Origin of the sequence: Pseudomonas maioricensis, from assembly GCF_022790535.1 — a bacterium.
Lineage (GTDB): Bacteria > Pseudomonadota > Gammaproteobacteria > Pseudomonadales > Pseudomonadaceae > Aquipseudomonas > Aquipseudomonas maioricensis.
The window spans coordinates 17,482-38,582 of record NZ_LOHG01000006.1 but is presented as its reverse complement, the minus strand read 5'-3'; the positions used below and the strand labels follow the sequence as shown (position 1 = coordinate 38,582).

The window sequence follows — 21,101 nt, the reverse complement described above, 5'->3', positions numbered from 1 at the left end:
CCGAGCTTGCTCGCGATAAGGCTGGGCGCGATCTACTTGATATCTGCGGTGTCTTTATCGCGAGCAAGCTCTGCTCCCACAGGTTGAATCTCATTTCAAATAAGCCATCGCCTGGCATCGGCTGATACCATTACCCATCTTCCTCGCCACATAAGCCTCACCTCATGCTCTTCCTGATTGCCTACATCAGCAGCGTTGTGCTGATCAACTTCGCTTTTTCCGCCGCGCCGCATCTGGACGTAATCTGGTCTGCCTGGGGTGGGTTGGTGTTTGTGCTGCGCGATATGGTGCAGACTCGTTTCGGCCACGGTGCGATCCTGGCCATGCTCGCGGCGTTGGTGCTGTCGTATGTGACTTCCGACCCAACCATCGCGCTGGCCAGCGCCACGGCGTTTGCCGTGTCCGAGTGCATCGACTGGCTGGTTTTCACCATCACCAAGCGTCCATTGCGTGATCGTTTGTGGCTCAGTTCGGCGTTGAGTATCCCGGTGGATACTTTCATCTTTTTCGGCTTGATTGACGCGCTGACCCCGCCAGTGATTATCACGGCGCTGGTTTCCAAGTTTGCCGGTGTTACTGCCGTCTGGCTGATCATGGCCTGGCGTGCGCGCAAGAACGCTTGTCCTGGCTGAGAATTACGGGGCTTCGTGGTAAATTGCGCGCCTTTCTCCACAGCGGTCGCTCGCATTGACGCGGGCTGCCCTCGATATCTGCTCCACGAGGACCTGAGATGACTCAAATCGGAACTCCACTGTCGCCTGTCGCGACCCGTGTATTGCTCTGCGGTTGCGGTGAGCTGGGCAAGGAAGTAGTGATCGAACTGCAGCGCCTGGGCGTTGAAGTGATCGCTGTTGATCGTTATGCCAACGCTCCTGCCATGCAGGTTGCCCATCGCAGCCATGTGATCAATATGCTCGACGGTGCTGCGCTGCGTGCGGTAATCGAAGCTGAGAAACCGCACTACATCGTGCCGGAAATCGAGGCAATCGCCACCGCCACTCTGGTTGAGCTGGAGGCCGAAGGCTTCACCGTCATCCCGACTGCCCGTGCGACGCAGTTGACCATGAACCGCGAAGGCATCCGTCGTCTGGCCGCTGAAGAGCTGGATCTGCCAACTTCGCCGTATCACTTCGCCGACACCTTCGAAGACTACAGCAAGGCTGTGCAGGACCTGGGTTTCCCATGCGTGGTCAAGCCGGTGATGAGTTCTTCGGGCAAAGGCCAGAGCCTGCTGCGCACTGCTGATGACGTGCAGAAAGCCTGGGACTACGCGCAGGAAGGCGGCCGTGCCGGTAAAGGCCGCGTCATCATCGAAGGCTTCATCGACTTTGAATACGAAATCACCCTGCTGACCGTGCGTCACGCGGGCGGTACTACCTTCTGTGCGCCAGTGGGTCACCGTCAAGAGAAGGGCGACTATCAGGAGTCCTGGCAGCCACAGGCCATGAGCCCTGTTGCACTGGCCGAGTCCGAGCGTGTTGCCAAAGCGGTTACTGAAGCGCTGGGTGGTCGTGGTCTGTTTGGTGTCGAACTGTTCATCAAAGGTGATCAGGTCTGGTTCAGCGAAGTGTCGCCGCGTCCGCACGATACGGGCCTGGTTACCCTGATTTCTCAGGATCTGTCGCAGTTCGCCTTGCACGCTCGCGCCATTCTGGGCCTGCCAATTCCGCAGATCCGCCAGTTCGGTCCATCGGCTTCGGCGGTGATTCTGGTGGAGGGGCAGTCCACGAATACCACTTTCGCCAACCTCAACGAGGCGCTGAGCGAGCCGGATACCGCACTGCGTCTGTTCGGCAAGCCTGAAGTCAACGGCCAGCGCCGCATGGGCGTGGCACTGGCTCGTGACGAGTCCATCGAAGCGGCCCGCGCCAAGGCCACCCGTTCTTCGCGGGCTGTGAAAGTCCAGCTGTAACGTAGCGCTGCAGGAACTAGCGCGGTGTCACTGACACCGCGCCATCGCGAAACAAACACAGGCCTGTAGGAGCGCACGAGCACCGCGAGGCCGCGATAGCGGTGTTTCAGGCAGGACGCCATCGCTGCCTCGCGGTGCTCGTGAGCTCCTACAGAAAATCATTAAAATCAGATAGTTGCATTTTTATAGTGCTCTTCTCTGAGCTAAGCAATCTTGTCCAGATCTGCCTCACGCGTCTCCTTCAGGCACAGCACGGCAATCACGCTGATTAACGCTGCTGCCGACACATACCCACCGACCCAACTCAAGCCGCCCATCGCCACCAGTTTCTGGGCGAAAAAAGGCGCAACTGATGCTCCGACAATGCCACCCAGATTGTAGGCCGCTGACGCGCCGGTGTACCTGACGCGTGTAGGAAACAGCTCAGGCAACATCGCACCCATAGGGGCGAAGGTCACGCCCATCAGGAACAGCTCGATACACAGAAACAGCGCTACGGCCCATGTCGTGCCATGTGTCAGCAATGGCTCCATGGTGAAGCCGGACAGGATCGCCAGCACGCCACCAATGATCAGCACCGGACGCCGTCCAAAACGATCGCTGGCCCATGCAGCAAGCGGGGTCGCCGCGGCCATGAACAGCACCGCGAAGCACAGCAGGGCGAGGAATGTTTCGCGGCTATAACCGAGTGTTGACACGCCATAGCTCAGGGAAAACACCGTCGAGATGTAGAACAGTGCATAACAGACCACCATTGATGCCGCGCCGAGCAGTACTGGCGCCCAATATTGGCTGAATAGCTCCACTATCGGCATCTTCACTCGCTCATGGCGGGCGATGGCATTGGTGAATACCGGGGTTTCTTCCAGCTTCAGGCGCACATAGAGGCCGACCATGACCAATGCCGCGCTCAGCAGGAACGGGATTCGCCAGCCCCAGGAGCGAAACTGCTCGTCATCCAGTGTCATGGCCAGTGTCAGGAACAGCCCGTTAGCGGCGAGGAAGCCAATCGAAGGGCCAAGTTGCGGGAACATACCGAACCAGGCGCGCTTTCCTTTGGGGGCGTTTTCCGTTGCAAGCAAGGCTGCGCCACCCCATTCACCACCAAGCCCCAGCCCTTGGCCGAAACGTAGCACGCATAACAGAACTGGCGCCCACGCGCCTATCGTCGCGTAGCCCGGTAGCACGCCGATCAGCGTGGTGCAGACGCCCATCAGCAGAAGTGAGGCCACCAGCGTCGACTTGCGCCCGATGCGATCACCGAAGTGGCCGAACAGCGCAGAGCCTAGCGGGCGGGCAAGGAAAGCGATCCCGAAGGTGAGAAATGCCGACAGCATTTGTGCGGTGCCGGACGTCTGGGGGAAGAACACCGGTCCGATCACCAGGGCGGCGGCGGTGGCGTAAACATAGAAGTCATAAAACTCGATGGCGGTGCCAATGAAACTGGCGGTAGCGACGCGTGTGGCGGAATTGGCCGGGCGAGCGGGCGCGCTATCATTTTCATGAGCGGCAGAAGTCGTAGTCATGCGGTTTTCCTGACAGTCATAGTGCCTTTCGACGAGGCATACATTAATTATTGGGGGTACAGCGCTGATCAGGTTAGCCCGGATGCGGGCGAGAGGCGTTGGCGGTGCCAGGGGGTAAGGCAGGGCCAGGGAAATGCACGATACGTTCAGGCTGAGTGACTGGCCGGATCACACGGGGTGCGGGTAGCACACGGATCGGCGGGCTGGGTAAGCGGTTCGATTATAGGAACCGCGCCACCCGCATAACAAGGGGGCTTTAACGAGTGGCCGGTTTTTGCCACATCATGACCCGGGTAACCCGGTTGTCCTCGGTTTCGAGGATTTCCAGTCGATAGGGCCCTATTTTCAGGCATACCGCACTTTCCGGAATGGTTTCCAGCGCTTCGGTTACCAGTCCATTGAGGGTCTTGGGGCCGTCGGACGGCAGGTGCCAACCCAAGCTCTTGTTCAGGTCGCGAATTGAGGCTGCGCCGTCCACCACCAGTCGGCCGTCGGCCTGTGGGTGAATGTGCGGGTTGTTCAGGGTTTGCTCGTTTTCGAACTCGCCGACGATTTCTTCCAGAATGTCTTCCAGGCTGACGATGCCCAGCACTTCGCCATATTCATCGACCACCACGCCCAGGCGGCGCTGTTGTTTGTGGAAGTTGAGCAGCTGCAGTTGAAGCGGCGTGCTTTCCGGAACGAAGTACGGTTCGTAGCACGCGGCGAGGATCTGCTCTTTGGTCAGGTCTGCTCTGGGTAGCAGATGGCTGATATGACGCGTGTTGAGTACGCCCTGAACCTGATTGATATCGTTGTGATAAACAGGCAGGCGGGTGTGCCTTGAGATGATCAGGCGCTCGACAATCTGCTCAATGCTGTCGTCGAGATTGACGCCGTCCACGTCGTTGCGCGGAACCAGAATGTCGTTGACGGTGATGCTGTCCAGCGCATGGATACCTGAGAGCACGGGAGAGCGGCCAGGATGGTGTTCGTTGACGCCGTCGTGATGAGCATGTGGGCGTTCGTCGTCGTCGTGCGCTGCGACCACCCGTGCGTTACGCTGGCCGAACGGTCGTAGCAGCGTCCTGGCAATGCAGTTGAACAGCCAGGCAAGTGGCCAGAGCAGTTTCATCGGAATGCGCAGCAGGCTGTTCGCCATGTGCACGATTGCTTCCGGATGGCGGGCTGCCAGTCTGCGAGGGATGAGTTCGGCGAAGATCAGCGTGATGCTGGTCACGCTGATCCAGGCCAGCGTCGGGCCATTGTAGAACCAGTAATTCATCGACAGCAGGGTGACGATTACGGTGATCAGCACCTTGATCAAGGTGTTGGCAAGGATCAGACTGCCCAGTTCGAATTTAAGCTCAGGCCAGAGCGGGGCCGGTTGACGGTCACCGTTGCGCAGCGCTTTGAGTTGCAGGTGTGCTGCTTCAATAGCCGTAAAAAGGGCTGCCCAAAGAATTAACAGGGCCACGACACCGAGCATCGGGGCGATTGGCAAATTATCCATAATCAGCGAACCGTCAGATGTGCAGAATGAATTCGCGGACCAGCTTGCTGCCGAAATAGGCCAGCATCAGCAGGCAGAAACCGCCCAGGGTCCAGCGGATAGCCTTGTGCCCGCGCCAGCCAAGACGATTGCGGCCCCACCACAACAATACGCTGAACACCACCCAGGCCAGGCAGGCCAGCAATGTTTTGTGTACCAGGTGCTGTGCGAAGAGGTTTTCGACGAACAGCCAGCCGGAAATCAGCGACAGGGAAAGCAGCGACCATCCGGCCCAGAGAAACCCGAACAACAGGCTTTCCATGGTTTGCAGGGGAGGGAAGTTCTTGATCAGCCCTGACGGATGCTTATGCTTGAGTTGGTGATCTTGCACCAACAACAGTAATGCCTGCACGACGGCAATGGTGAACATGCCATAGGCAAGGATTGACAGCAGAATGTGGCTGAGGATGCCCGGTTCTTCAACGATGGGCTGCACCGTGCCTGCCGGCGCAAACTGCGCAAGCAACGCGGTAATCATCCCCAACGGGAATAGAAGCACGAGCAGGTTTTCTACCGGGATGCGCACGGTAGCGAGCAATGTCAGCGCAATCACCGCAACGGCAATCAGGCTGGCAGCGCTGAAAAAATCCAGGCCAAGCCCGATGGGGCGGATCAACTGGGAAAAAAGTCCGAAGGCGTGTGCCACAACTGCAAGCGTGCCGAGCAGGCAGAGCAGCCGTTTGTCGGCGCGTTTCGCCTGGCTGAGGCGGATGCCCTGATAGATAGTCGCAGCGGCATAAAGGCAGGCGGCGGCGAGGCTGGGTAGCAGGCTGGGTGGCAAAGGGAACATAAATCCTGATGGACGGGCCTTTAAAGGCGCTGAGTTTGGCATACAACCGTCATTTCACGAAAGACCACAGATGCAGACTCCGTAGTGTCAGTCCAGCGGAGTCTTCGCTATAATCCGCGACCTGCTCTAGCCACAGGCTCGCCGAGCGCCATTTTATTACGGGCCGGGCCGCATCAACCGGGGTTCGCCAAGAGCCTGAAAGGATCGCGCATGTTTGAAAACCTGACAGACCGTCTCTCGCAGACGCTGCGCCATGTGACTGGCAAGGCCAAGCTGACCGAGGACAACATCAAAGACACCCTGCGTGAAGTGCGTATGGCGTTGCTTGAGGCCGACGTTGCCTTGCCGGTCGTCAAAGACTTCGTCAATAAGGTCAAGGAGCGCGCTGTCGGCACTGAAGTGTCCCGCAGCCTGACCCCTGGCCAGGCCTTCGTGAAGATCGTCCAGGCTGAACTGGAAGACATGATGGGGGCAGCCAATGAAGAGCTGACCCTTAATGTCACGCCGCCTGCCGTTATTCTGATGGCGGGTCTGCAGGGTGCGGGTAAGACCACTACTGCTGGCAAGCTGGCCAAGTTCCTCAAAGAGCGCAAGAAAAAAACCGTCATGGTCGTGTCTGCCGACGTTTATCGTCCGGCCGCTATCAAGCAGCTCGAAACCCTGGCGGGCGACATTGGTGTCACTTTCTTCCCTTCGGATATCAGCCAGAAGCCGGTAGATATCGCTGAGGCGGCAATAAAGGAAGCGAAGCTCAAGTTCATTGATGTCGTCATCCTCGACACCGCGGGTCGTCTGCATATCGATGCCGAGATGATGGGCGAGATCCAGGCGCTGCATGCTGCGGTCAAGCCTGCTGAGACGCTGTTCGTGGTTGACGCCATGACCGGTCAGGATGCCGCCAACACTGCCAAGGCGTTTGGTGATGCACTGCCGTTGACCGGTGTGATCCTGACCAAGGTCGACGGTGATGCACGAGGCGGTGCGGCGTTGTCCGTGCGTGCCATTACCGGCAAGCCGATCAAGTTCATCGGTATGGGCGAGAAGAGCGATGCGCTCGAACCGTTCCACCCTGATCGTATCGCGTCACGAATCCTTGGCATGGGTGACGTGCTCAGCCTCATCGAGCAGGCCGAGCAGACCCTCGACAAGGACAAGGCCGACAAACTGGCCAAAAAACTGAAGAAAGGTAAAGGCTTCGATCTCGAAGACTTCCGCGACCAGTTGCAGCAAATGAAAAACATGGGCGGCCTTGGCGGGCTCATGGACAAGCTGCCAAGCATCGGCGGCGTCAACCTGTCGCAGATGGGCAACGCTCAAGGCGCGGCGGAGAAGCAGTTCAAGCAAATGGAAGCCATCATCAACTCGATGACTCCGGCTGAGCGTCGTGATCCGGATCTGATCAGCGGTTCGCGCAAGCGCCGTATCTCCATGGGATCGGGTACTCAGGTGCAGGACATCGGGCGTCTGATCAAGCAGCACAAGCAGATGCAGAAGATGATGAAGAAATTCTCCGCCAAAGGCGGAATGGCCAAAATGATGCGCGGCATGGGCGGAATGTTGCCCGGCGGCGGCATGCCAAAGATGTGATGCATCGCGCGCAGGTTCCTCTGCGCGCATCCCACATGGGGGCTCGCCCCCTGTAAAAGCCCGCGTTGCGGGTCTATATAGGCCGTCGGAAGTGACGGCTCCCTGGCAAATCTGGATGGCACAACAGCAAGTGCCAGAAAAAGACATTTGCAAAAGTCCGGATATTCCTTAGAATATGCGGCCTTTCGGGCACCTATGCCCGCTGTGCATCTTAGATTTGCAGCACCGACTACAGGAACGATGTTCAATGCTAACCATTCGTCTTGCCCTGGGCGGCTCCAAAAAGCGCCCGTTTTACCACCTGACTGTTACCGATAGCCGCAATGCGCGCGACGGTTCGCACAAAGAGCAAATTGGCTTCTTCAACCCGGTTGCCCGTGGTCAGGAAGTTCGTTTGTCCGTGAACGAAGAGCGCGTTAACTACTGGTTGAGCGTGGGTGCACAAACATCCGATCGCGTTGCCCAGTTGCTGAAAGAACACGCCAAGACCAAGGTCGCGGCCTGAGCAATATGAACGCGGCGCCAACGACTGCCGACGACTTGATCGTCATTGGCAAGATTTATTCGGTACATGGCGTTCGCGGCGAAGTGAAGGTCTTTTCCTTTACTGATCCGATTGGAAACCTGTTGGATTACAAAACCTGGACGCTTCGGCGCGAAGGTAGCGTTAAACAGGTAGAGCTGGTCAGCGGACGCTTGCAAAACAAGTTCCTGGTCGCAAAGCTCAAAGGTCTCGATGACCGTGAAGAAGCTCGTCTTCTGGCCGGTTTTGAAATCTGCGTGCCGCGTAACCTGTTCCCTGATCTGACCGACGGCGAGTACTACTGGTACCAGCTGGAGGGTCTCAAGGTCATCGACCATCAAGGGCAATTGCTCGGGAAGATCGATCATCTGCTAGAGACAGGCTCGAATGATGTAATGGTGGTCAAGCCCTGCGCAGGCAGCCTGGACGATCGCGAGCGCTTGTTGCCCTATACAGAGCAATGTGTGTTGGTTGTTGACCTGGAAGCTGGCGAGATGAAGGTGGATTGGGATTCGGACTTCTAAGCAATGGCTAGCCTGCGCATAGAAGTGATCAGTCTGTTTCCCGAGATGTTTTCCGCCATCAGCGAATACGGCATTACCAGCCGTGCGGTGAAACAAGGGCTGTTGCAGCTGACTTGTTGGAATCCGCGGGACTACACCACGGATCGACATCACACTGTTGACGATCGCCCATTTGGCGGTGGTCCGGGCATGGTGATGAAGATCAAGCCCCTGGAAGATGCTCTGGTTCAGGCCAGGCAAGCAACAGGGGATGCGGCGAAGGTGATTTACCTGTCGCCACAAGGCCGCCAACTGAATCAGTCTGCGGTACGCGAACTGGCGCAGGAGGAAGCGATTATCCTCATCGCCGGTCGTTATGAAGGCATTGACGAGCGTTTTATTGATGCTCATGTCGATGAAGAGTGGTCGATTGGTGACTATGTACTGTCTGGCGGCGAGCTGCCGGCAATGGTGCTGATCGATGCGGTTACGCGGCTGCTGCCTGGAGCTTTAGGGCATGCGGACTCTGCGGAGGAAGATTCCTTCACTGATGGTCTGCTGGATTGCCCGCATTACACCCGACCGGAGGTGTATGCGGATCAGCGTGTTCCCGACGTGTTGCTAAGTGGCAATCACGCGCACATCCGGCGTTGGCGTTTACAGCAGTCCCTCGGGCGGACCTATGAACGACGCGCCGATCTTCTGGAAAGCCGCTCGCTTTCTGGAGAAGAGAAGAAGCTGCTCGCGGAATACATCCGCGAACGGGACGATAGTTAACGTATCGATGGTAGATCCGACGATTTACCTTAGGAGCACAGCATGACTAACAAAATCATCCTTGCACTCGAAGCAGAGCAGATGACCAAAGAGATCCCTACCTTTGCCCCGGGCGACACTGTTGTCGTTCAGGTGAAAGTGAAGGAAGGCGACCGCGCTCGTCTGCAGGCGTTCGAAGGCGTAGTAATTGCCAAGCGTAACCGTGGCGTGAACAGTGCTTTCACTGTTCGTAAAATCTCCAACGGTGTTGGCGTTGAGCGTACTTTCCAGACCTACAGCCCGCAAATCGACAGCCTGGCTGTGAAACGTCGCGGTGACGTTCGCAAAGCCAAACTGTACTACCTGCGTGACCTGTCCGGTAAAGCAGCTCGCATCAAGGAAAAACTGTCCTGAGTACAGTTTTTCGATGCAAGAAAAAAGCAGCCTAAGGGCTGCTTTTTTGTGCCTGGGGTTTTATTGTCCTCGGTCTGTAACTTATCTAGCACTGCTCAAGCGCGAATACCCATGTCTGCTATCGATGACCCTCTGATCGACCGGTTTCTTGATGCCCTCTGGCTAGAGAAGGGGCTCTCGGACAATACGCGTGATGCCTATCGCAGTGATCTTGCCTTGTTCAACGGCTGGTTGCAGGAACAAGGCCTGGAATTGATCAACGTTGGACGCTCGGCAATTCTTGATCATCTGGCCTGGCGCGTGGACAAAGCCTACAAGCCGCGCTCCACGGCACGGTTTCTTTCCGGGGCGCGTGGCTTCTACCGTTACCTGCTGAGAGAGAAACTGATTCAAGTCGATCCCACGCTGCAGGTGGACATGCCTCAGCTTGGCAGGCCATTGCCCAAGTCATTGTCGGAGGCAGACGTTGACGCGTTACTGGCTGCACCTGACCTGAGCGAAGCTATCGGCCAGCGGGATAAAGCCATGCTCGAGGTGCTGTATGCCTGTGGCTTGCGAGTCACCGAACTGATCAGTCTGACCCTGGAGCAGGTCAATCTCCGTCAGGGTGTATTAAGGGTGATGGGCAAAGGCAGCAAGGAGCGTCTGGTCCCCATGGGCGAAGAGGCTATTGTCTGGATCGAACGCTACATGCGCGGCGCCCGCGATGAGTTGCTGGCGGGCCGCCCCAGCGATGTGTTGTTCCCCAGTCAACGGGGCGAGCAGATGACCCGCCAGACCTTTTGGCACCGAATCAAACATCAGGCCATGGTTGCGGGTATCAGCAAATCTCTGTCACCTCATACATTGCGCCACGCTTTTGCCACGCACTTGCTTAATCATGGCGCAGACTTGCGGGTGGTGCAGATGCTCTTGGGCCACAGTGATCTGTCCACGACACAAATCTACACCCATGTTGCCCGTGCCCGATTGCAAGACATGCACGCCAAACATCACCCGCGCGGCTGAGCGATTGAGGCTGCATCTTTTGCAGGCAGTCTGTGTCAGTCCGGGTAAGGTTTACGGGCCTTATGTGGTAGGCTTTGCCGGTTTCGCAGATTGAAGCTGACGGGCGCTTTTTTTGCCCCGGCCAGTCTGCCCACCGCCCGAGGAGTTTTCATGCGCGTGACCAAGATTATCGCCGCCGCAGCAGTTGCGTTGGCCAGTACCTTCAGCGTGTTCGCCCAGGCGGATGCTCCCGCCGACCAGGCCATTCGCAAGACTCTGGATTCGCTCAAGCTTGAGCTGCCGGTAGAAAGCATCGGCGCCAGCCCGTTGAGCGGGCTTTACGAGGTCAAGCTCAAAGGGGGCCGCGTGCTGTATGCCAGCGCTGATGGCCAGTTCGTGATGCAGGGCTATCTGTTTCAGATCCAGGACGGCAAGCCGGTTAACCTGACCGAGAAGGCCGAGCGCCTGGCCATCGCCAAGACCATCAACGGTATCCCTACCGCCGAGATGGTTGTCTATCCGGCGATTGGCGAGACCAAATCACACATCACGGTTTTCACCGACACCACCTGCCCGTATTGCCACAAGCTGCACGCTGAAGTGCCGCAGTTGAATAAAATGGGCATCGAGGTTCGTTATGTTGCGTTCCCGCGTCAGGGCCTCGGCTCACCGGGCGACGAACAATTGCAGGCTGTGTGGTGCTCCAAGGACCGTAAGGCAGCCATGGACCGCATGGTCGATGGCAAAAACATCGAAGCGCCCAAGTGCGCCAACCCTGTCACCAAACAATTCGAAGTGGGCCAATCGATCGGTGTGAACGGCACACCGGCCATCGTTTTGGCTGACGGCCAGTTGATTCCGGGTTACCAACCCGCTGCACAAGTGGCCAAGCTGGCGCTCAGCGCCAAATAAATCAGCGTGTCCCATGACCGTTGAGTAAATAGAGAGCCGTGCTGTGCTGCACGGCTGTTTTCCACGGTTGGTTCCAAGCCGACCGTTTTACGGGGAGTTCATAGTGAATCCGGTCAAAGTAGGCATCTGTGGGCTGGGTACCGTCGGTGGCGGTACCTTCAACGTACTTAAGCGTAACGCCGAGGAAATTGCCCGCCGTGCGGGTCGTGGAATTGAAGTGGCACAAATTGCCCTGCGTACGCCAAACCCCAACTGCCAGATTACCGGTACACCGACCACCAGCGACGTCTTCGCGGTGGCAACCAACCCTGAAATCGATATCGTCATTGAACTGATCGGCGGCTATACCGTAGCTCGCGATCTGGTCCTCAAGGCCATTGAAAACGGCAAGCACGTAGTCACTGCCAACAAAGCGCTGATTGCTGTGCACGGTAACGAAATTTTCGCCAAGGCGCGTGAGAAGGGCGTGATCGTAGCGTTTGAAGCTGCGGTTGCGGGCGGTATCCCGGTCATCAAGGCAATTCGTGAGGGGCTTTCGGCCAACCGCATCAACTGGGTGGCCGGGATCATCAACGGCACCGGTAACTTTATCCTTACCGAAATGCGTGAGAAAGGCCGTACCTTCCCTGACGTTCTGGCTGAAGCCCAGGCGCTGGGTTACGCCGAAGCCGATCCGACGTTCGACGTCGAAGGTATTGATGCTGCGCACAAGCTGACCATTCTGGCGTCCATCGCTTTTGGTATTCCGCTGCAGTTCGACAAGGCTTACACCGAAGGCATCACCAAGCTGACCACCGCAGACGTCAATTATGCTGAGGCGCTGGGCTATCGCATCAAACACCTGGGCGTGGCGCGCAGCACCGCCGCGGGTATCGAATTGCGAGTACACCCTACGCTGATACCTGCTGACCGTCTGATCGCCAACGTCAATGGCGTGATGAACGCGGTAATGGTCAATGGTGACGCTGCGGGTTCGACGCTGTTCTACGGCGCTGGCGCGGGCATGGAGCCTACGGCTTCGTCCGTGGTCGCCGATCTGGTCGATGTGGTGCGTGCGATGACCTCAGATCCGGAGAACCGCGTACCGCATCTGGCTTTCCAGCCTGACGCCTTGTCCGCTCATCCAATTCTGCCAATCGAAGCCTGCGAAAGCGCATATTACCTGCGCATTCAGGCCAAGGATCATCCGGGTGTGCTGGCTCAGGTAGCAAGCATTCTGTCGGAGCGCGGGATTAACATTGAGTCGATCATGCAGAAGGAAGTCGAAGAACATGACGGCCTGGTGCCGATGATTCTGTTGACCCATCGCGTGGTAGAGCAGCGCATGAATGACGCCATTGAGGCCCTGGAAGCGGTGCAGGACGTGGTTGGCCCGGTCGTCCGGATTCGCGTCGAACATCTCAATTAAACACAGCGGCAAGCTACAAGCTGCAAGCGGCAAGTGAAAGCGTACTGCTTTTGACTTGTAGCTTGCAGCTTGCAGCTTGAAGCTCAAACCGAAGGTTTGAAATCTTATGCGCTACATCAGTACCCGCGGCCAGGCGCCGGCCCTGAATTTCGAAGATGTGCTGTTGACTGGTCTGGCCAGCGACGGCGGTTTGTACGTGCCGGAAAACCTGCCGCGCTTTACCCAGGAGGAGATTGCTTCCTGGGCAGGCCTGCCATACCACGAACTGGCCTTCCGGGTGATGCGCCCGTTCGTAACCGGCAGCATTCCCGATGCGGATTTCAAAAAAATCCTTGAAGAGACCTATGGCGTATTCGCTCATAGCTCGGTTGCACCGCTGCGCCAACTGAACGGTAACGAGTGGGTTCTGGAGCTGTTTCACGGCCCGACGCTCGCGTTCAAGGACTTCGCGCTGCAATTGCTCGGTCGTCTGCTGGACTACGTGCTGGCCAAGCGTGGCGAGCGGGTGGTGATTATTGGCGCGACCTCGGGTGATACCGGTTCAGCGGCCATTGAAGGCTGCCGCAAATGCGATAACGTCGATATCTTCATCCTGCACCCACACAACCGGGTATCGGACGTACAGCGTCGGCAGATGACGACTATCTTCGGCGACAACATTCATAACATCGCTGTGGAAGGCAACTTCGACGACTGCCAGGAAATGGTCAAGAACAGCTTCGCTGATCAGAGTTTCCTGAAAGGCACGCGCCTGGTAGCTGTCAACTCGATCAACTGGGCGCGGATCATGGCCCAGATCGTTTACTACTTCCACGCTTCGCTGCAGTTGGGTGGCCCGGCCCGCTCGGTGTCGTTCTCGGTGCCTACCGGTAACTTCGGCGACATTTTTGCTGGTTACCTGGCACGCAATATGGGCTTGCCGATCAATCAATTGATCGTCGCCACTAACCGCAACGATATTCTGCACCGCTTCATGAGCGGTAATCAGTATGTCAAAGAGACCCTGCACGCCACTTTGTCGCCGTCCATGGACATCATGGTGTCGTCGAACTTCGAACGCTTGCTGTTCGATATGCATGGCCGCAACGGTGCAACTCTGGCGGGGCTGATGGATAGCTTCAAGCAGGGCGGTGGTTTCAGTGTTGACGAGGACCGCTGGACCGAAACCCGCAAGCTGTTTGACTCCCTGGCTGTCAGTGACCAAGAGACTTGCGAGACTATTGCCGACGTTTTTGCCAAGACTGGCGAGGTGCTGGACCCGCATACCGCGATCGGTGTAAAGGCCGCTCGTGCCTGTCGCCGGAGCCTGGATACCCCGATGGTGATCCTTGGCACGGCGCATCCGGTCAAATTCCCTGAGGCAGTGGAGAAAGCGGGTGTAGGAAAAGCGCTAGAGCTACCTGCACATTTGTCTGATTTGTTCGAGCGTGACGAACGCTGCACCGTTTTGCCTAATGACCTGAAAGCCATACAGGCCTTCGTTAGCCAGCATGGCAACCGGGGTAAACCGCTCTAACGGTATATCCGTGTAACAACTTAAGGCCCGCCCCCCAGCGGGCCTTCTCGTTTCTGCATGCCAAACTTCGGGAGTTTTAGACACTTACGGATGAGTTAGTCGCTGTGAAAAATGCAAACAGAGGGGGCGCCTTCGAAGGCAAGAACATCGCCCCCGGAAAACGCGCGCTATGCGTGCTGTCACTATTACTGGCGGTACTGTTCACTCAGCCCAGCCATGCCGAACGAAGCCTGTCTTTCAGTCTTGGTGCTCCGTTCATGGTGGTGGAGCCACTGGCTATGTCTGAGTCGGATCGCCAATGGCTTGATGAACGCCCAGCGTTGCGAGTCGGCGTGGTGACGGTCGACTATGAGCCGATCGATATCGCTAGCGATCGAAACCGATATCAAGGCATCAGTGCCGATTATCTGAGTCTGATCGGCAGCAAGCTGAATGTCAGGATGCAGGTTCGTGGATTTCCCAGGCCCGAGGGGGCAATCAACGCCTTGCGCGACGGAACGATCGATATCATTGCGACCGCAAATGGTTTCGAGCGTACTTTCAACGAGCTGCGTTTATCGGCGGGCTATGTGGCCGATCGCTCGGTAGTTGTCGGTCGCAGTGGCGGGCGGGGCCTAATGGAGGGGCTCAAGGGCAACAAGGTGGTGGTGCTGGACGGTTATGTGGATTTGCTTGCCGTGCAGGCAGATTACCCTCAAAGCGAAATCGTTATCGCCCCGACTCTGTTCAGTGCCATGGAGGCCGTCAGCCATGGCGACGCGGACGCTTTTATCGGTAACGACGTTATTGCTCGTTCTTATATGGCATTACGTCCTTATCTGGGATTGCAGGTCCAGTACGACAGTCTGTTGCCGCAAGACAGCTTTTCCTTCGCCGTACACGCGAACCAGCCGCAATTGCTCTCTCTGATTGACGCCGCTCTGGCTAGCCTGAGCCCGGCGACCAAGCGTGAAATATTGGGGCGTTGGACCCTTGGCCTGGGCTCTGACGCTGGTGGCCAGCGAGTGGCGCTTAACCGCAATGAGAGACGCTGGATTGGCAAGCACCCGGTTGTCACGATCGCTTCACAACAACACCCGCCCTATATCTATAAGGATAACGATGGGCAGTGGGTAGGTCTTAACATCGACATATTGGCCCGGATATCACGCATTACCGGCCTGCAGTTCGTTCATGAAGAAACTGCGACCATCGAGCAGACATTCAACCTTATGCGCAGCGGTCACGCTCAGATGAACACGACACTCGCCGAGAATGCCGAGCGTCGCGAGATGCTCGACTTCAGCTATGCATTTGGCGGCAACAGTTGGGTGTTTGTATTGCGCGCCGGGGATTCCTCTCCGCATTCTCTGCGCGAGTTGGCAGGTAAAACATTGGCCTTGCCTGCCAGGCATGCTCTGGAGGGCATCCTGAGGCGCGAGTACCCGCGCATAAACCTGATCCCTACGGCCAGCTATGAAGAAGCCCGGGAATTGGTCGCGTCCGGCGCTGCAGTGGCGACGATACAGAATGAAGCGGGGGCTTATCTTGATCCGCGAGGCGTATTGAAGGTTGGCCGTGGCGTTGAAGGCTGGTGGTCCTCTGACCGGATGTCTGTCGTCAAGTCTCATCCGGAATTGCTCGATATCCTTAACAAGGCTCTGGAGGAATTCCCGATTGCCGAAATGCGCGCCATCCGCACCCAATGGCTTTCGGCTGCTGCTCCGCAGGCCAGCCTCTGGAGCCGGATTCCGGGCTGGATTTACTGGGGTTTCAGTATCGCGCTGTTACTGGTGCTGGTTTCGCTGGTCTGGAGCAGTCGTCTCAAGATTCAGGTCAATCAACGTCTCAAGGCCGAAGAGGCACTCAACGACCAGTTGGTGTTCAAGCATGCGTTGTTCGACGGAATACCCAACCCCGTGTATGTCCGGGACCTGAAAGGGCGGTTGATCTCCTGTAATCGCAGTTACGAAGAGAGTCTGGGGATCAGCTTCGAACAGATGAACGGCCGACGCCTGATTGATGTGGAACTGATACCCCGCGAGACTGCCGAGCAACTACATGGGGACTACATCAAGTTGCTGGAAACCCGGCAGCCTATTTTCGCTGACCGTAGCATGCGTTTGATGGATAAGCAGATTGATGCCTTGCAGTGGACCGTACCGTTTTATCGCGCCGATGGCGAAGTGCAGGGGCTGTTGGGTGGCTGGATCGATATCAGCGAACGCAGGCAGCTTGAAACGCAATTATGTGAAGTCAGGGAGCAGGCACTTCGGGCGAGTGAGGCAAAAAACGCGTTCCTGGCCAACGCAGGTCATGAAATACACCGGGAGCTGGCGGATATTATTGGCTTGCTGGAGCTTGAAACTGAACACATCCTTCACAACGGGCAGACCCCCTCCAGCGCCCTTGAGAAGGCGCTAGGTTCGACACGCTCGTTGCTCGACATGGTTGACGCCATCGATGTAGTTGCATGAAACGCGGGGACCTTGCTGTGGGGTAACGCGGCTGCGTCAGAGCCATTCAGCGCTGACGCCTGAGCCCGGCAGTTTTTTCTCTGTCATATTCAACAGGCATGCTCGGGTAGTCGCATTGCAAACCATCGAGAACTTTCCACTGAGGGCGATGGTCATTGATAAGCACCTTTGCATTCAAACTGTTGAGTGGTGATCCAGATGGAAAATATCAGCTTACTGCTAAGCGAAGCGCTGGCGCCTTACCAGGCTGTTCTCGGGCCTGTTGGAATTCTGGGTGAGCGACTGGTATCGATCAGGGATGTAACCGGTGCAGTGGTGATTGAACGTACATTCACTGCCGCTCATTTACGCGACAAGCGTCAGCTCACTGACGTGGTCGACGGGTTGCGTCGTGATCTGATGGTTGCCGAAGGCCGAATCGAACCGTGTGTCATTGCAGCCATGCGCCATGCAGCCCTTGATCGTCCGTTCATCCCGGCGCAGGGTTTTGTTTGAAGTGCACTGGAACCTTACGGTCCATAAACGCTCTGACTATTTACGACAAGTTGAGACATTGTGCTCCGGTGGCTCAACCTGTTCGTACTGGTCCCGAATGGACCACGGTTTACCCCGAGTAGTCTCCCCGCTGCTCGGGGTTTCTTTTTTTAACCCGTCTGAAACCTGATTTACTTGCCGGGCTTCCCAAAAAACGTCCTGGCATCTTCCAGATATTCCTCCCGCTTGGGCGATGGAATCCACTGGGCATAGAAGCCTACCAGCTTCGTTTCGCGCAGCACGCGCATTTCACGGTTGATGATTTCCATGGCTTGACGTCCCTTCAGGGTGTTTGCGCAGCCAATATGGGTGAACTGATATTTGGGAACGCCCTTTACCGGCAAGAACGTCAGGTCCTGTTCGGGGATACCTTGTTGACGGGCTTGATAGAGCGCCTCGGGCCAGTAGCTGATCAACCCTTGCAGTCGGCCCAGCCGCTCCATTTGCAGCAGGCTACCGACTGCATCGCCGCCGTAGTGCACGCTTAATTCATCTTCCGCTACGGTGTCCACAATTCCGTCGATTACCTGGCCATAGCTGCGCTCGGCAACGACCCCGATCTTGACGCTATGGCTGTTGAACAGCGCCTTCAGGTCAACGATGTTGTCTTTCACAAAGGGTGAAAATTGCGCCATATCCTGCTTGCGGATAATCAGGCCATTGCTGAATGCGGCATACGTAGGGATCGAATAAACAATGTCTTTAGTCCGCTCTGGCGTCCAGAGTAAGGTGGGATCGCAAGCGAAAATGCCGTCTTTGAGCATTTGCGTGCCACGCGCCCGGTTAACGCGCATGAGTTGGTGGTCATATTCCGGCATTCTGGCGATGAGCAGCGGCATGAGCCTGTCGATTGCGCCTTTCCCCTCATCCGGGCCGGAAAAGATAGTCGACGGGGGCAGATCACGTAGCAGCCAGATGAGGGTGTCCCTGGCATGGCTGGTGCCTGTGAGGCACATCATGCTGAGCGCCGAGAGGCAGGCGACCAGAACCCGTCGGGCGAGAGGCGAGTTGCGTATCTGCATTCGCGGATGTCTTCCCCGGGAAGTGGCTGAGTAGGTGTCAACTGACAAACGAGAGGATAGACGTTCTGACGCAGACATGACGTGCAGTATCGCTCAGAGGCCGTCGCTGAGAATATCGGGCTTTGCCTGATAGCCTATTGGGGTATTTTGACCTTTCGAACCACTTGAACCATTGGCACTCTGCACTCATTGCAGCCGAACAGCCGGGGCGGGTCGTTCAATCAGGCGGCATCGGGTAGACTTGCCGCCTTTCCCCGTCTCTAGAAGCCCGTTCATGGCCCAGCCGTCCACGACCTACAAATTCGAACTCAACCTTACCGATCTTGATCGCGGGGTTTATGAGAACGTCAAACAGACCATTGCCCGTCATCCCTCCGAAACCGAAGAGCGCATGACCGTGCGCCTGCTGGCTTACGCCTTTTGGTACAACGAGCAACTCTCGTTTGGCCGTGGTTTGTCGGACGTAGACGAGCCGGCCCTGTGGGAAAAAAGCCTGGATGACCGCGTCCTGCACTGGATCGAGGTGGGTCAGCCGGACGCTGATCGATTGACGTGGTGTTCGCGCCGTACCGAACGCACCAGCCTGCTGGCATACGGCAGCCTGCGGGTCTGGGAAGGCAAGGTCATTCCTGCCATCAAGAACCTGAAGAACGTCAACGTTGCAGCCGTTCCCCAAGAAGTGCTGGAAGTGCTGGCCAAGGATATGCCACGGGTCATCAAATGGGATGTGATGATCAGCGAAGGGACGATCTTCGTGACTGACGATCGGGGGCAGCATGAAGTCCAGTTGCAATGGCTCACCGGCGAGCGCGGCTGAGGTCGTCCAGGTCTCAACGCCTCCTGTAGGCGCGCACGAGCACCGCGAGGCCGCGATAGCGGTTTATCAGGCAGACCGCCATCGCGGACTCGCGGTGCTCGTGAGTTCCTACAGAAGAAAAGCATTTAAATTCAGTTACTCAGTTATTTAACGTCTGGTTGGAATCAAAAAAACCGCATGCGCATCGAACCTCGTCTACTGCCGCAAACCCTGCCTTTTCTTGGTGATTTGCCGCCGCTACTAACACGGCTGTACGCCGCGCGGGGCGTGTTGTCTGAAGCCGAGCTGGATAAAAGCCTTGCGCGGTTGATCCCCTATCAGCAGCTCAAGGGAATCGATGCTGCGGTTGATCTGTTGGTCACCGCCCTGAACGAACGCCAACGGATTCTCATCGTTGGTGACTTCGATGCCGACGGCGCAACGGCCAGTACTGTCGGCGTGCTGGGCCTGAGATTGTTGGGCGCTGCCCATGTTGATTATCTCGTGCCCAATCGTTTCGAATATGGATACGGTCTGACCCCGGAAATCGTCGCCGTAGCGCTGGAGCGTAGCCCGCAGTTGTTGATGACTGTCGATAACGGCATTTCCAGTGTGGAGGGCGTAGCGGCCGCCAAAGCGGCGGGTTTGCAAGTGCTGGTGACTGATCACCACTTGCCCGGTCATGAGTTGCCAGCCGCAGATGCCATCGTCAATCCCAATCAGCCAGGCTGCACCTTCCCCAGCAAGGCACTGGCCGGGGTCGGGGTAATTTTTTACGTCTTGATGGCTTTGCGTGCCCGCCTGCGAGACACCGGCTGGTTCGAGACTCACCAGCGTGCGCAGCCGAACCTGGGTGAACTGCTGGATCTGGTCGCGCTGGGCAGTGTGGCTGACGTCGTGCCGCTGGACACCAACAACCGGATTCTGGTGCATCAGGGCCTGATGCGTATTCGCGCAGGGCGTGCGCGTCCCGGCCTGAAAGCAATTCTCGAAGTGGCGCGTCGCGATCACACGCGTATTACTTCCACTGACCTGGGCTTTATCCTTGGGCCACGGCTGAATGCCGCGGGACGTCTGGATGATATGAGTCTGGGGATCGAATGCCTGCTTTGCGAGGACGAAAACCTGGCCCGTGAGATGGCCGTGCAACTGGATGAACTGAACCAGGACCGCAAAACCATCGAGCAGGGCATGCAGCGTGAGGCGCTTGCCCAGCTCAAGGACTTGCCACTGGAGTCCATGCCTTTCGGCCTGTGCCTGTTCGAACCCGACTGGCACCAAGGTGTGATCGGCATTCTGGCATCGCGCATGAAAGAGCGTTATCACCGGCCGACGATTGCGTTCGCCAGCGCTGGCGAGGGCATGCTCAAGGGCTCGGCTCGTTCTGTACCCGGGTTTCACATCCGCGATGCACTGGACGCTGTGGCCGCACATCATCCTGAGTTGATCAGCAAATTTGGCGGCCATGCGATGGCGGCGGGTTTGTCCTTGCCTGAGGAGAACTTTCCCGCTTTTGCCGCGGCCTTCGACGAGGAGGTCCGGCGTCAGCTTCAGGAAGAAGACCTGACTGGCCGTTTGTTGTCCGATGGTGCTTTGGCCGTCGAAGAGTTCCATCTGGAGCTGGCTCGTGCGCTGCGCAATGCCGGCCCTTGGGGACAGCACTTTCCCGAACCGTTGTTCCACGGCGTCTTCCAGCTAGTGGAGCAGCGAGTGGTAGGCGAGCGGCATCTGAAGATGGTGCTCAAGAGTGAATGCGGCAGCGTGAAGCTCGATGCAATCGCATTTGGCATCGACCGCGATGTCTGGCCAAACCCTAATATTCGTTGGGTCGAACTTGCCTATAAACTCGACCTCAACGAGTTTCGCGGTAATGAAACGGTCCAACTGATGGTGGCGCATATCGCCCCCCGGTAGGACACACAGCAGGA

The 21,101-nt window shown here is 57.2% G+C and carries 18 protein-coding genes and 1 pseudogene; 15 read left to right on the top strand and 4 right to left on the bottom strand.

Annotated elements, in window-relative coordinates; genetic code table 11:
- The first annotated feature begins 164 nt into the window (after nucleotides 1–164).
- Nucleotides 165–632: a VUT family protein gene (locus tag AUC61_RS11190; protein ID WP_243246094.1), complete on the top strand. Its 468-nt coding sequence runs from the start codon at nucleotides 165–167 to the stop codon at nucleotides 630–632.
- Between the two features lie 98 nt (nucleotides 633–730).
- A complete protein-coding gene (purT, locus tag AUC61_RS11185; protein ID WP_122665273.1) occupies nucleotides 731–1,912 on the top strand; it encodes a formate-dependent phosphoribosylglycinamide formyltransferase in 1,182 nt (393 codons plus the stop codon).
- Between the two features lie 203 nt (nucleotides 1,913–2,115).
- On the opposite strand, the gene AUC61_RS11180 is transcribed toward purT, so the two are convergent.
- The 3 genes from AUC61_RS11180 to AUC61_RS11170 form a co-directional block, all read right to left on the bottom strand.
- Nucleotides 2,116–3,438: an MFS transporter gene (locus tag AUC61_RS11180; protein ID WP_243246093.1), complete on the bottom strand. Its 1,323-nt coding sequence runs from the start codon at nucleotides 3,436–3,438 to the stop codon at nucleotides 2,116–2,118.
- A 256-nt stretch (nucleotides 3,439–3,694) separates the two neighbouring features.
- Entirely contained in the window at nucleotides 3,695–4,930 is a 1,236-nt protein-coding gene (locus AUC61_RS11175) for an HlyC/CorC family transporter (protein ID WP_243246092.1), read from the bottom strand.
- A gap of 13 nt (nucleotides 4,931–4,943) precedes the next feature.
- On the bottom strand, nucleotides 4,944–5,759 hold the full coding sequence (locus AUC61_RS11170) for a cytochrome C assembly family protein (protein ID WP_243246091.1): 816 nt from the start codon (nucleotides 5,757–5,759) through the stop codon (nucleotides 4,944–4,946).
- Nucleotides 5,760–5,969: 210 nt separating this feature from the next.
- Here AUC61_RS11170 and ffh point away from each other — a divergent pair, with 210 nt between their 5' ends.
- The 11 genes and pseudogenes from ffh to AUC61_RS11115 all read left to right on the top strand — a co-directional run bounded on the left by ffh (nucleotide 5,970) and on the right by AUC61_RS11115 (nucleotide 17,316).
- Entirely contained in the window at nucleotides 5,970–7,346 is a 1,377-nt protein-coding gene (ffh, locus tag AUC61_RS11165; protein ID WP_087264527.1) for a signal recognition particle protein, read from the top strand.
- A gap of 247 nt (nucleotides 7,347–7,593) precedes the next feature.
- Complete coding sequence (gene rpsP, locus AUC61_RS11160; RefSeq protein WP_122665269.1) at nucleotides 7,594–7,851, top strand: 30S ribosomal protein S16; 258 nt, start codon at nucleotides 7,594–7,596, stop codon at nucleotides 7,849–7,851.
- 5 nt (nucleotides 7,852–7,856) lie between these two features.
- Nucleotides 7,857–8,393: a ribosome maturation factor RimM gene (gene rimM / locus AUC61_RS11155; RefSeq protein ID WP_087264526.1), complete on the top strand. Its 537-nt coding sequence runs from the start codon at nucleotides 7,857–7,859 to the stop codon at nucleotides 8,391–8,393.
- A gap of 3 nt (nucleotides 8,394–8,396) precedes the next feature.
- Nucleotides 8,397–9,149: a tRNA (guanosine(37)-N1)-methyltransferase TrmD gene (trmD, locus tag AUC61_RS11150; RefSeq protein ID WP_243246090.1), complete on the top strand. Its 753-nt coding sequence runs from the start codon at nucleotides 8,397–8,399 to the stop codon at nucleotides 9,147–9,149.
- A gap of 42 nt (nucleotides 9,150–9,191) precedes the next feature.
- A complete protein-coding gene (rplS, locus tag AUC61_RS11145; protein ID WP_027902605.1) occupies nucleotides 9,192–9,542 on the top strand; it encodes a 50S ribosomal protein L19 in 351 nt (116 codons plus the stop codon).
- A 111-nt stretch (nucleotides 9,543–9,653) separates the two neighbouring features.
- Nucleotides 9,654–10,550, top strand: a complete 897-nt coding sequence (gene xerD / locus AUC61_RS11140) for a site-specific tyrosine recombinase XerD (protein ID WP_027902606.1) — start codon at nucleotides 9,654–9,656, stop codon at nucleotides 10,548–10,550.
- Between the two features lie 150 nt (nucleotides 10,551–10,700).
- The gene (locus AUC61_RS11135; RefSeq protein WP_243246089.1) at nucleotides 10,701–11,441 is read left to right on the top strand and encodes a DsbC family protein; all 741 of its coding nucleotides are present in this window, start codon (nucleotides 10,701–10,703) and stop codon (nucleotides 11,439–11,441) included.
- A gap of 103 nt (nucleotides 11,442–11,544) precedes the next feature.
- On the top strand, nucleotides 11,545–12,849 hold the full coding sequence (locus tag AUC61_RS11130) for a homoserine dehydrogenase (protein ID WP_243246088.1): 1,305 nt from the start codon (nucleotides 11,545–11,547) through the stop codon (nucleotides 12,847–12,849).
- Between the two features lie 106 nt (nucleotides 12,850–12,955).
- Nucleotides 12,956–14,365 carry a threonine synthase gene (gene thrC / locus AUC61_RS11125; protein ID WP_243246087.1) on the top strand — a complete coding sequence of 470 codons (1,410 nt, stop codon included), beginning with the start codon at nucleotides 12,956–12,958 and terminating at the stop codon, nucleotides 14,363–14,365.
- Between the two features lie 173 nt (nucleotides 14,366–14,538).
- A pseudogene (locus AUC61_RS11120) lies at nucleotides 14,539–16,797 on the top strand (transporter substrate-binding domain-containing protein); the annotation flags it as partial.
- A 222-nt stretch (nucleotides 16,798–17,019) separates the two neighbouring features.
- Complete coding sequence (locus AUC61_RS11115; RefSeq protein WP_243246086.1) at nucleotides 17,020–17,316, top strand: DUF3509 domain-containing protein; 297 nt, start codon at nucleotides 17,020–17,022, stop codon at nucleotides 17,314–17,316.
- A 170-nt stretch (nucleotides 17,317–17,486) separates the two neighbouring features.
- Here the strand turns inward: AUC61_RS11115 and AUC61_RS11110 are convergent, their stop codons facing one another.
- Entirely contained in the window at nucleotides 17,487–18,377 is an 891-nt protein-coding gene (locus AUC61_RS11110) for a TIGR02285 family protein (protein WP_243246085.1), read from the bottom strand.
- Between the two features lie 274 nt (nucleotides 18,378–18,651).
- On the opposite strand from AUC61_RS11110, the gene AUC61_RS11105 reads away from it, so the two are divergent.
- Both AUC61_RS11105 and recJ read left to right on the top strand, forming a co-directional pair.
- Entirely contained in the window at nucleotides 18,652–19,194 is a 543-nt protein-coding gene (locus tag AUC61_RS11105; RefSeq protein WP_122665261.1) for a YaeQ family protein, read from the top strand.
- 177 nt (nucleotides 19,195–19,371) lie between these two features.
- Complete coding sequence (recJ, locus tag AUC61_RS11100; RefSeq protein ID WP_243246084.1) at nucleotides 19,372–21,087, top strand: single-stranded-DNA-specific exonuclease RecJ; 1,716 nt, start codon at nucleotides 19,372–19,374, stop codon at nucleotides 21,085–21,087.
- The last annotated feature ends 14 nt before the right edge of the window (nucleotides 21,088–21,101 follow it).

Bases quoted from the DNA above. Each gene is read 5' to 3' on its own strand.
- rplS (WP_027902605.1), top strand. From the start codon at position 9,192: ATGACTAACAAAATCATCCTTGCACTCGAAGCAGAGCAGATGACCAAA.
- rpsP (WP_122665269.1), top strand. From the start codon at position 7,594: ATGCTAACCATTCGTCTTGCCCTGGGCGGCTCCAAAAAGCGCCCGTTT.
- rimM (WP_087264526.1), top strand. From the start codon at position 7,857: ATGAACGCGGCGCCAACGACTGCCGACGACTTGATCGTCATTGGCAAG.
- AUC61_RS11170 (WP_243246091.1), bottom strand. From the start codon at position 5,759: ATGTTCCCTTTGCCACCCAGCCTGCTACCCAGCCTCGCCGCCGCCTGC.
- AUC61_RS11175 (WP_243246092.1), bottom strand. From the start codon at position 4,930: ATGGATAATTTGCCAATCGCCCCGATGCTCGGTGTCGTGGCCCTGTTA.
- thrC (WP_243246087.1), top strand. From the start codon at position 12,956: ATGCGCTACATCAGTACCCGCGGCCAGGCGCCGGCCCTGAATTTCGAA.
- AUC61_RS11180 (WP_243246093.1), bottom strand. From the start codon at position 3,438: ATGACTACGACTTCTGCCGCTCATGAAAATGATAGCGCGCCCGCTCGC.
- AUC61_RS11115 (WP_243246086.1), top strand. From the start codon at position 17,020: ATGGAAAATATCAGCTTACTGCTAAGCGAAGCGCTGGCGCCTTACCAG.
- AUC61_RS11135 (WP_243246089.1), top strand. From the start codon at position 10,701: ATGCGCGTGACCAAGATTATCGCCGCCGCAGCAGTTGCGTTGGCCAGT.
- xerD (WP_027902606.1), top strand. From the start codon at position 9,654: ATGTCTGCTATCGATGACCCTCTGATCGACCGGTTTCTTGATGCCCTC.
- recJ (WP_243246084.1), top strand. From the start codon at position 19,372: ATGCGCATCGAACCTCGTCTACTGCCGCAAACCCTGCCTTTTCTTGGT.
- ffh (WP_087264527.1), top strand. From the start codon at position 5,970: ATGTTTGAAAACCTGACAGACCGTCTCTCGCAGACGCTGCGCCATGTG.
- AUC61_RS11105 (WP_122665261.1), top strand. From the start codon at position 18,652: ATGGCCCAGCCGTCCACGACCTACAAATTCGAACTCAACCTTACCGAT.
- trmD (WP_243246090.1), top strand. From the start codon at position 8,397: ATGGCTAGCCTGCGCATAGAAGTGATCAGTCTGTTTCCCGAGATGTTT.
- AUC61_RS11190 (WP_243246094.1), top strand. From the start codon at position 165: ATGCTCTTCCTGATTGCCTACATCAGCAGCGTTGTGCTGATCAACTTC.
- purT (WP_122665273.1), top strand. From the start codon at position 731: ATGACTCAAATCGGAACTCCACTGTCGCCTGTCGCGACCCGTGTATTG.
- AUC61_RS11110 (WP_243246085.1), bottom strand. From the start codon at position 18,377: ATGCAGATACGCAACTCGCCTCTCGCCCGACGGGTTCTGGTCGCCTGC.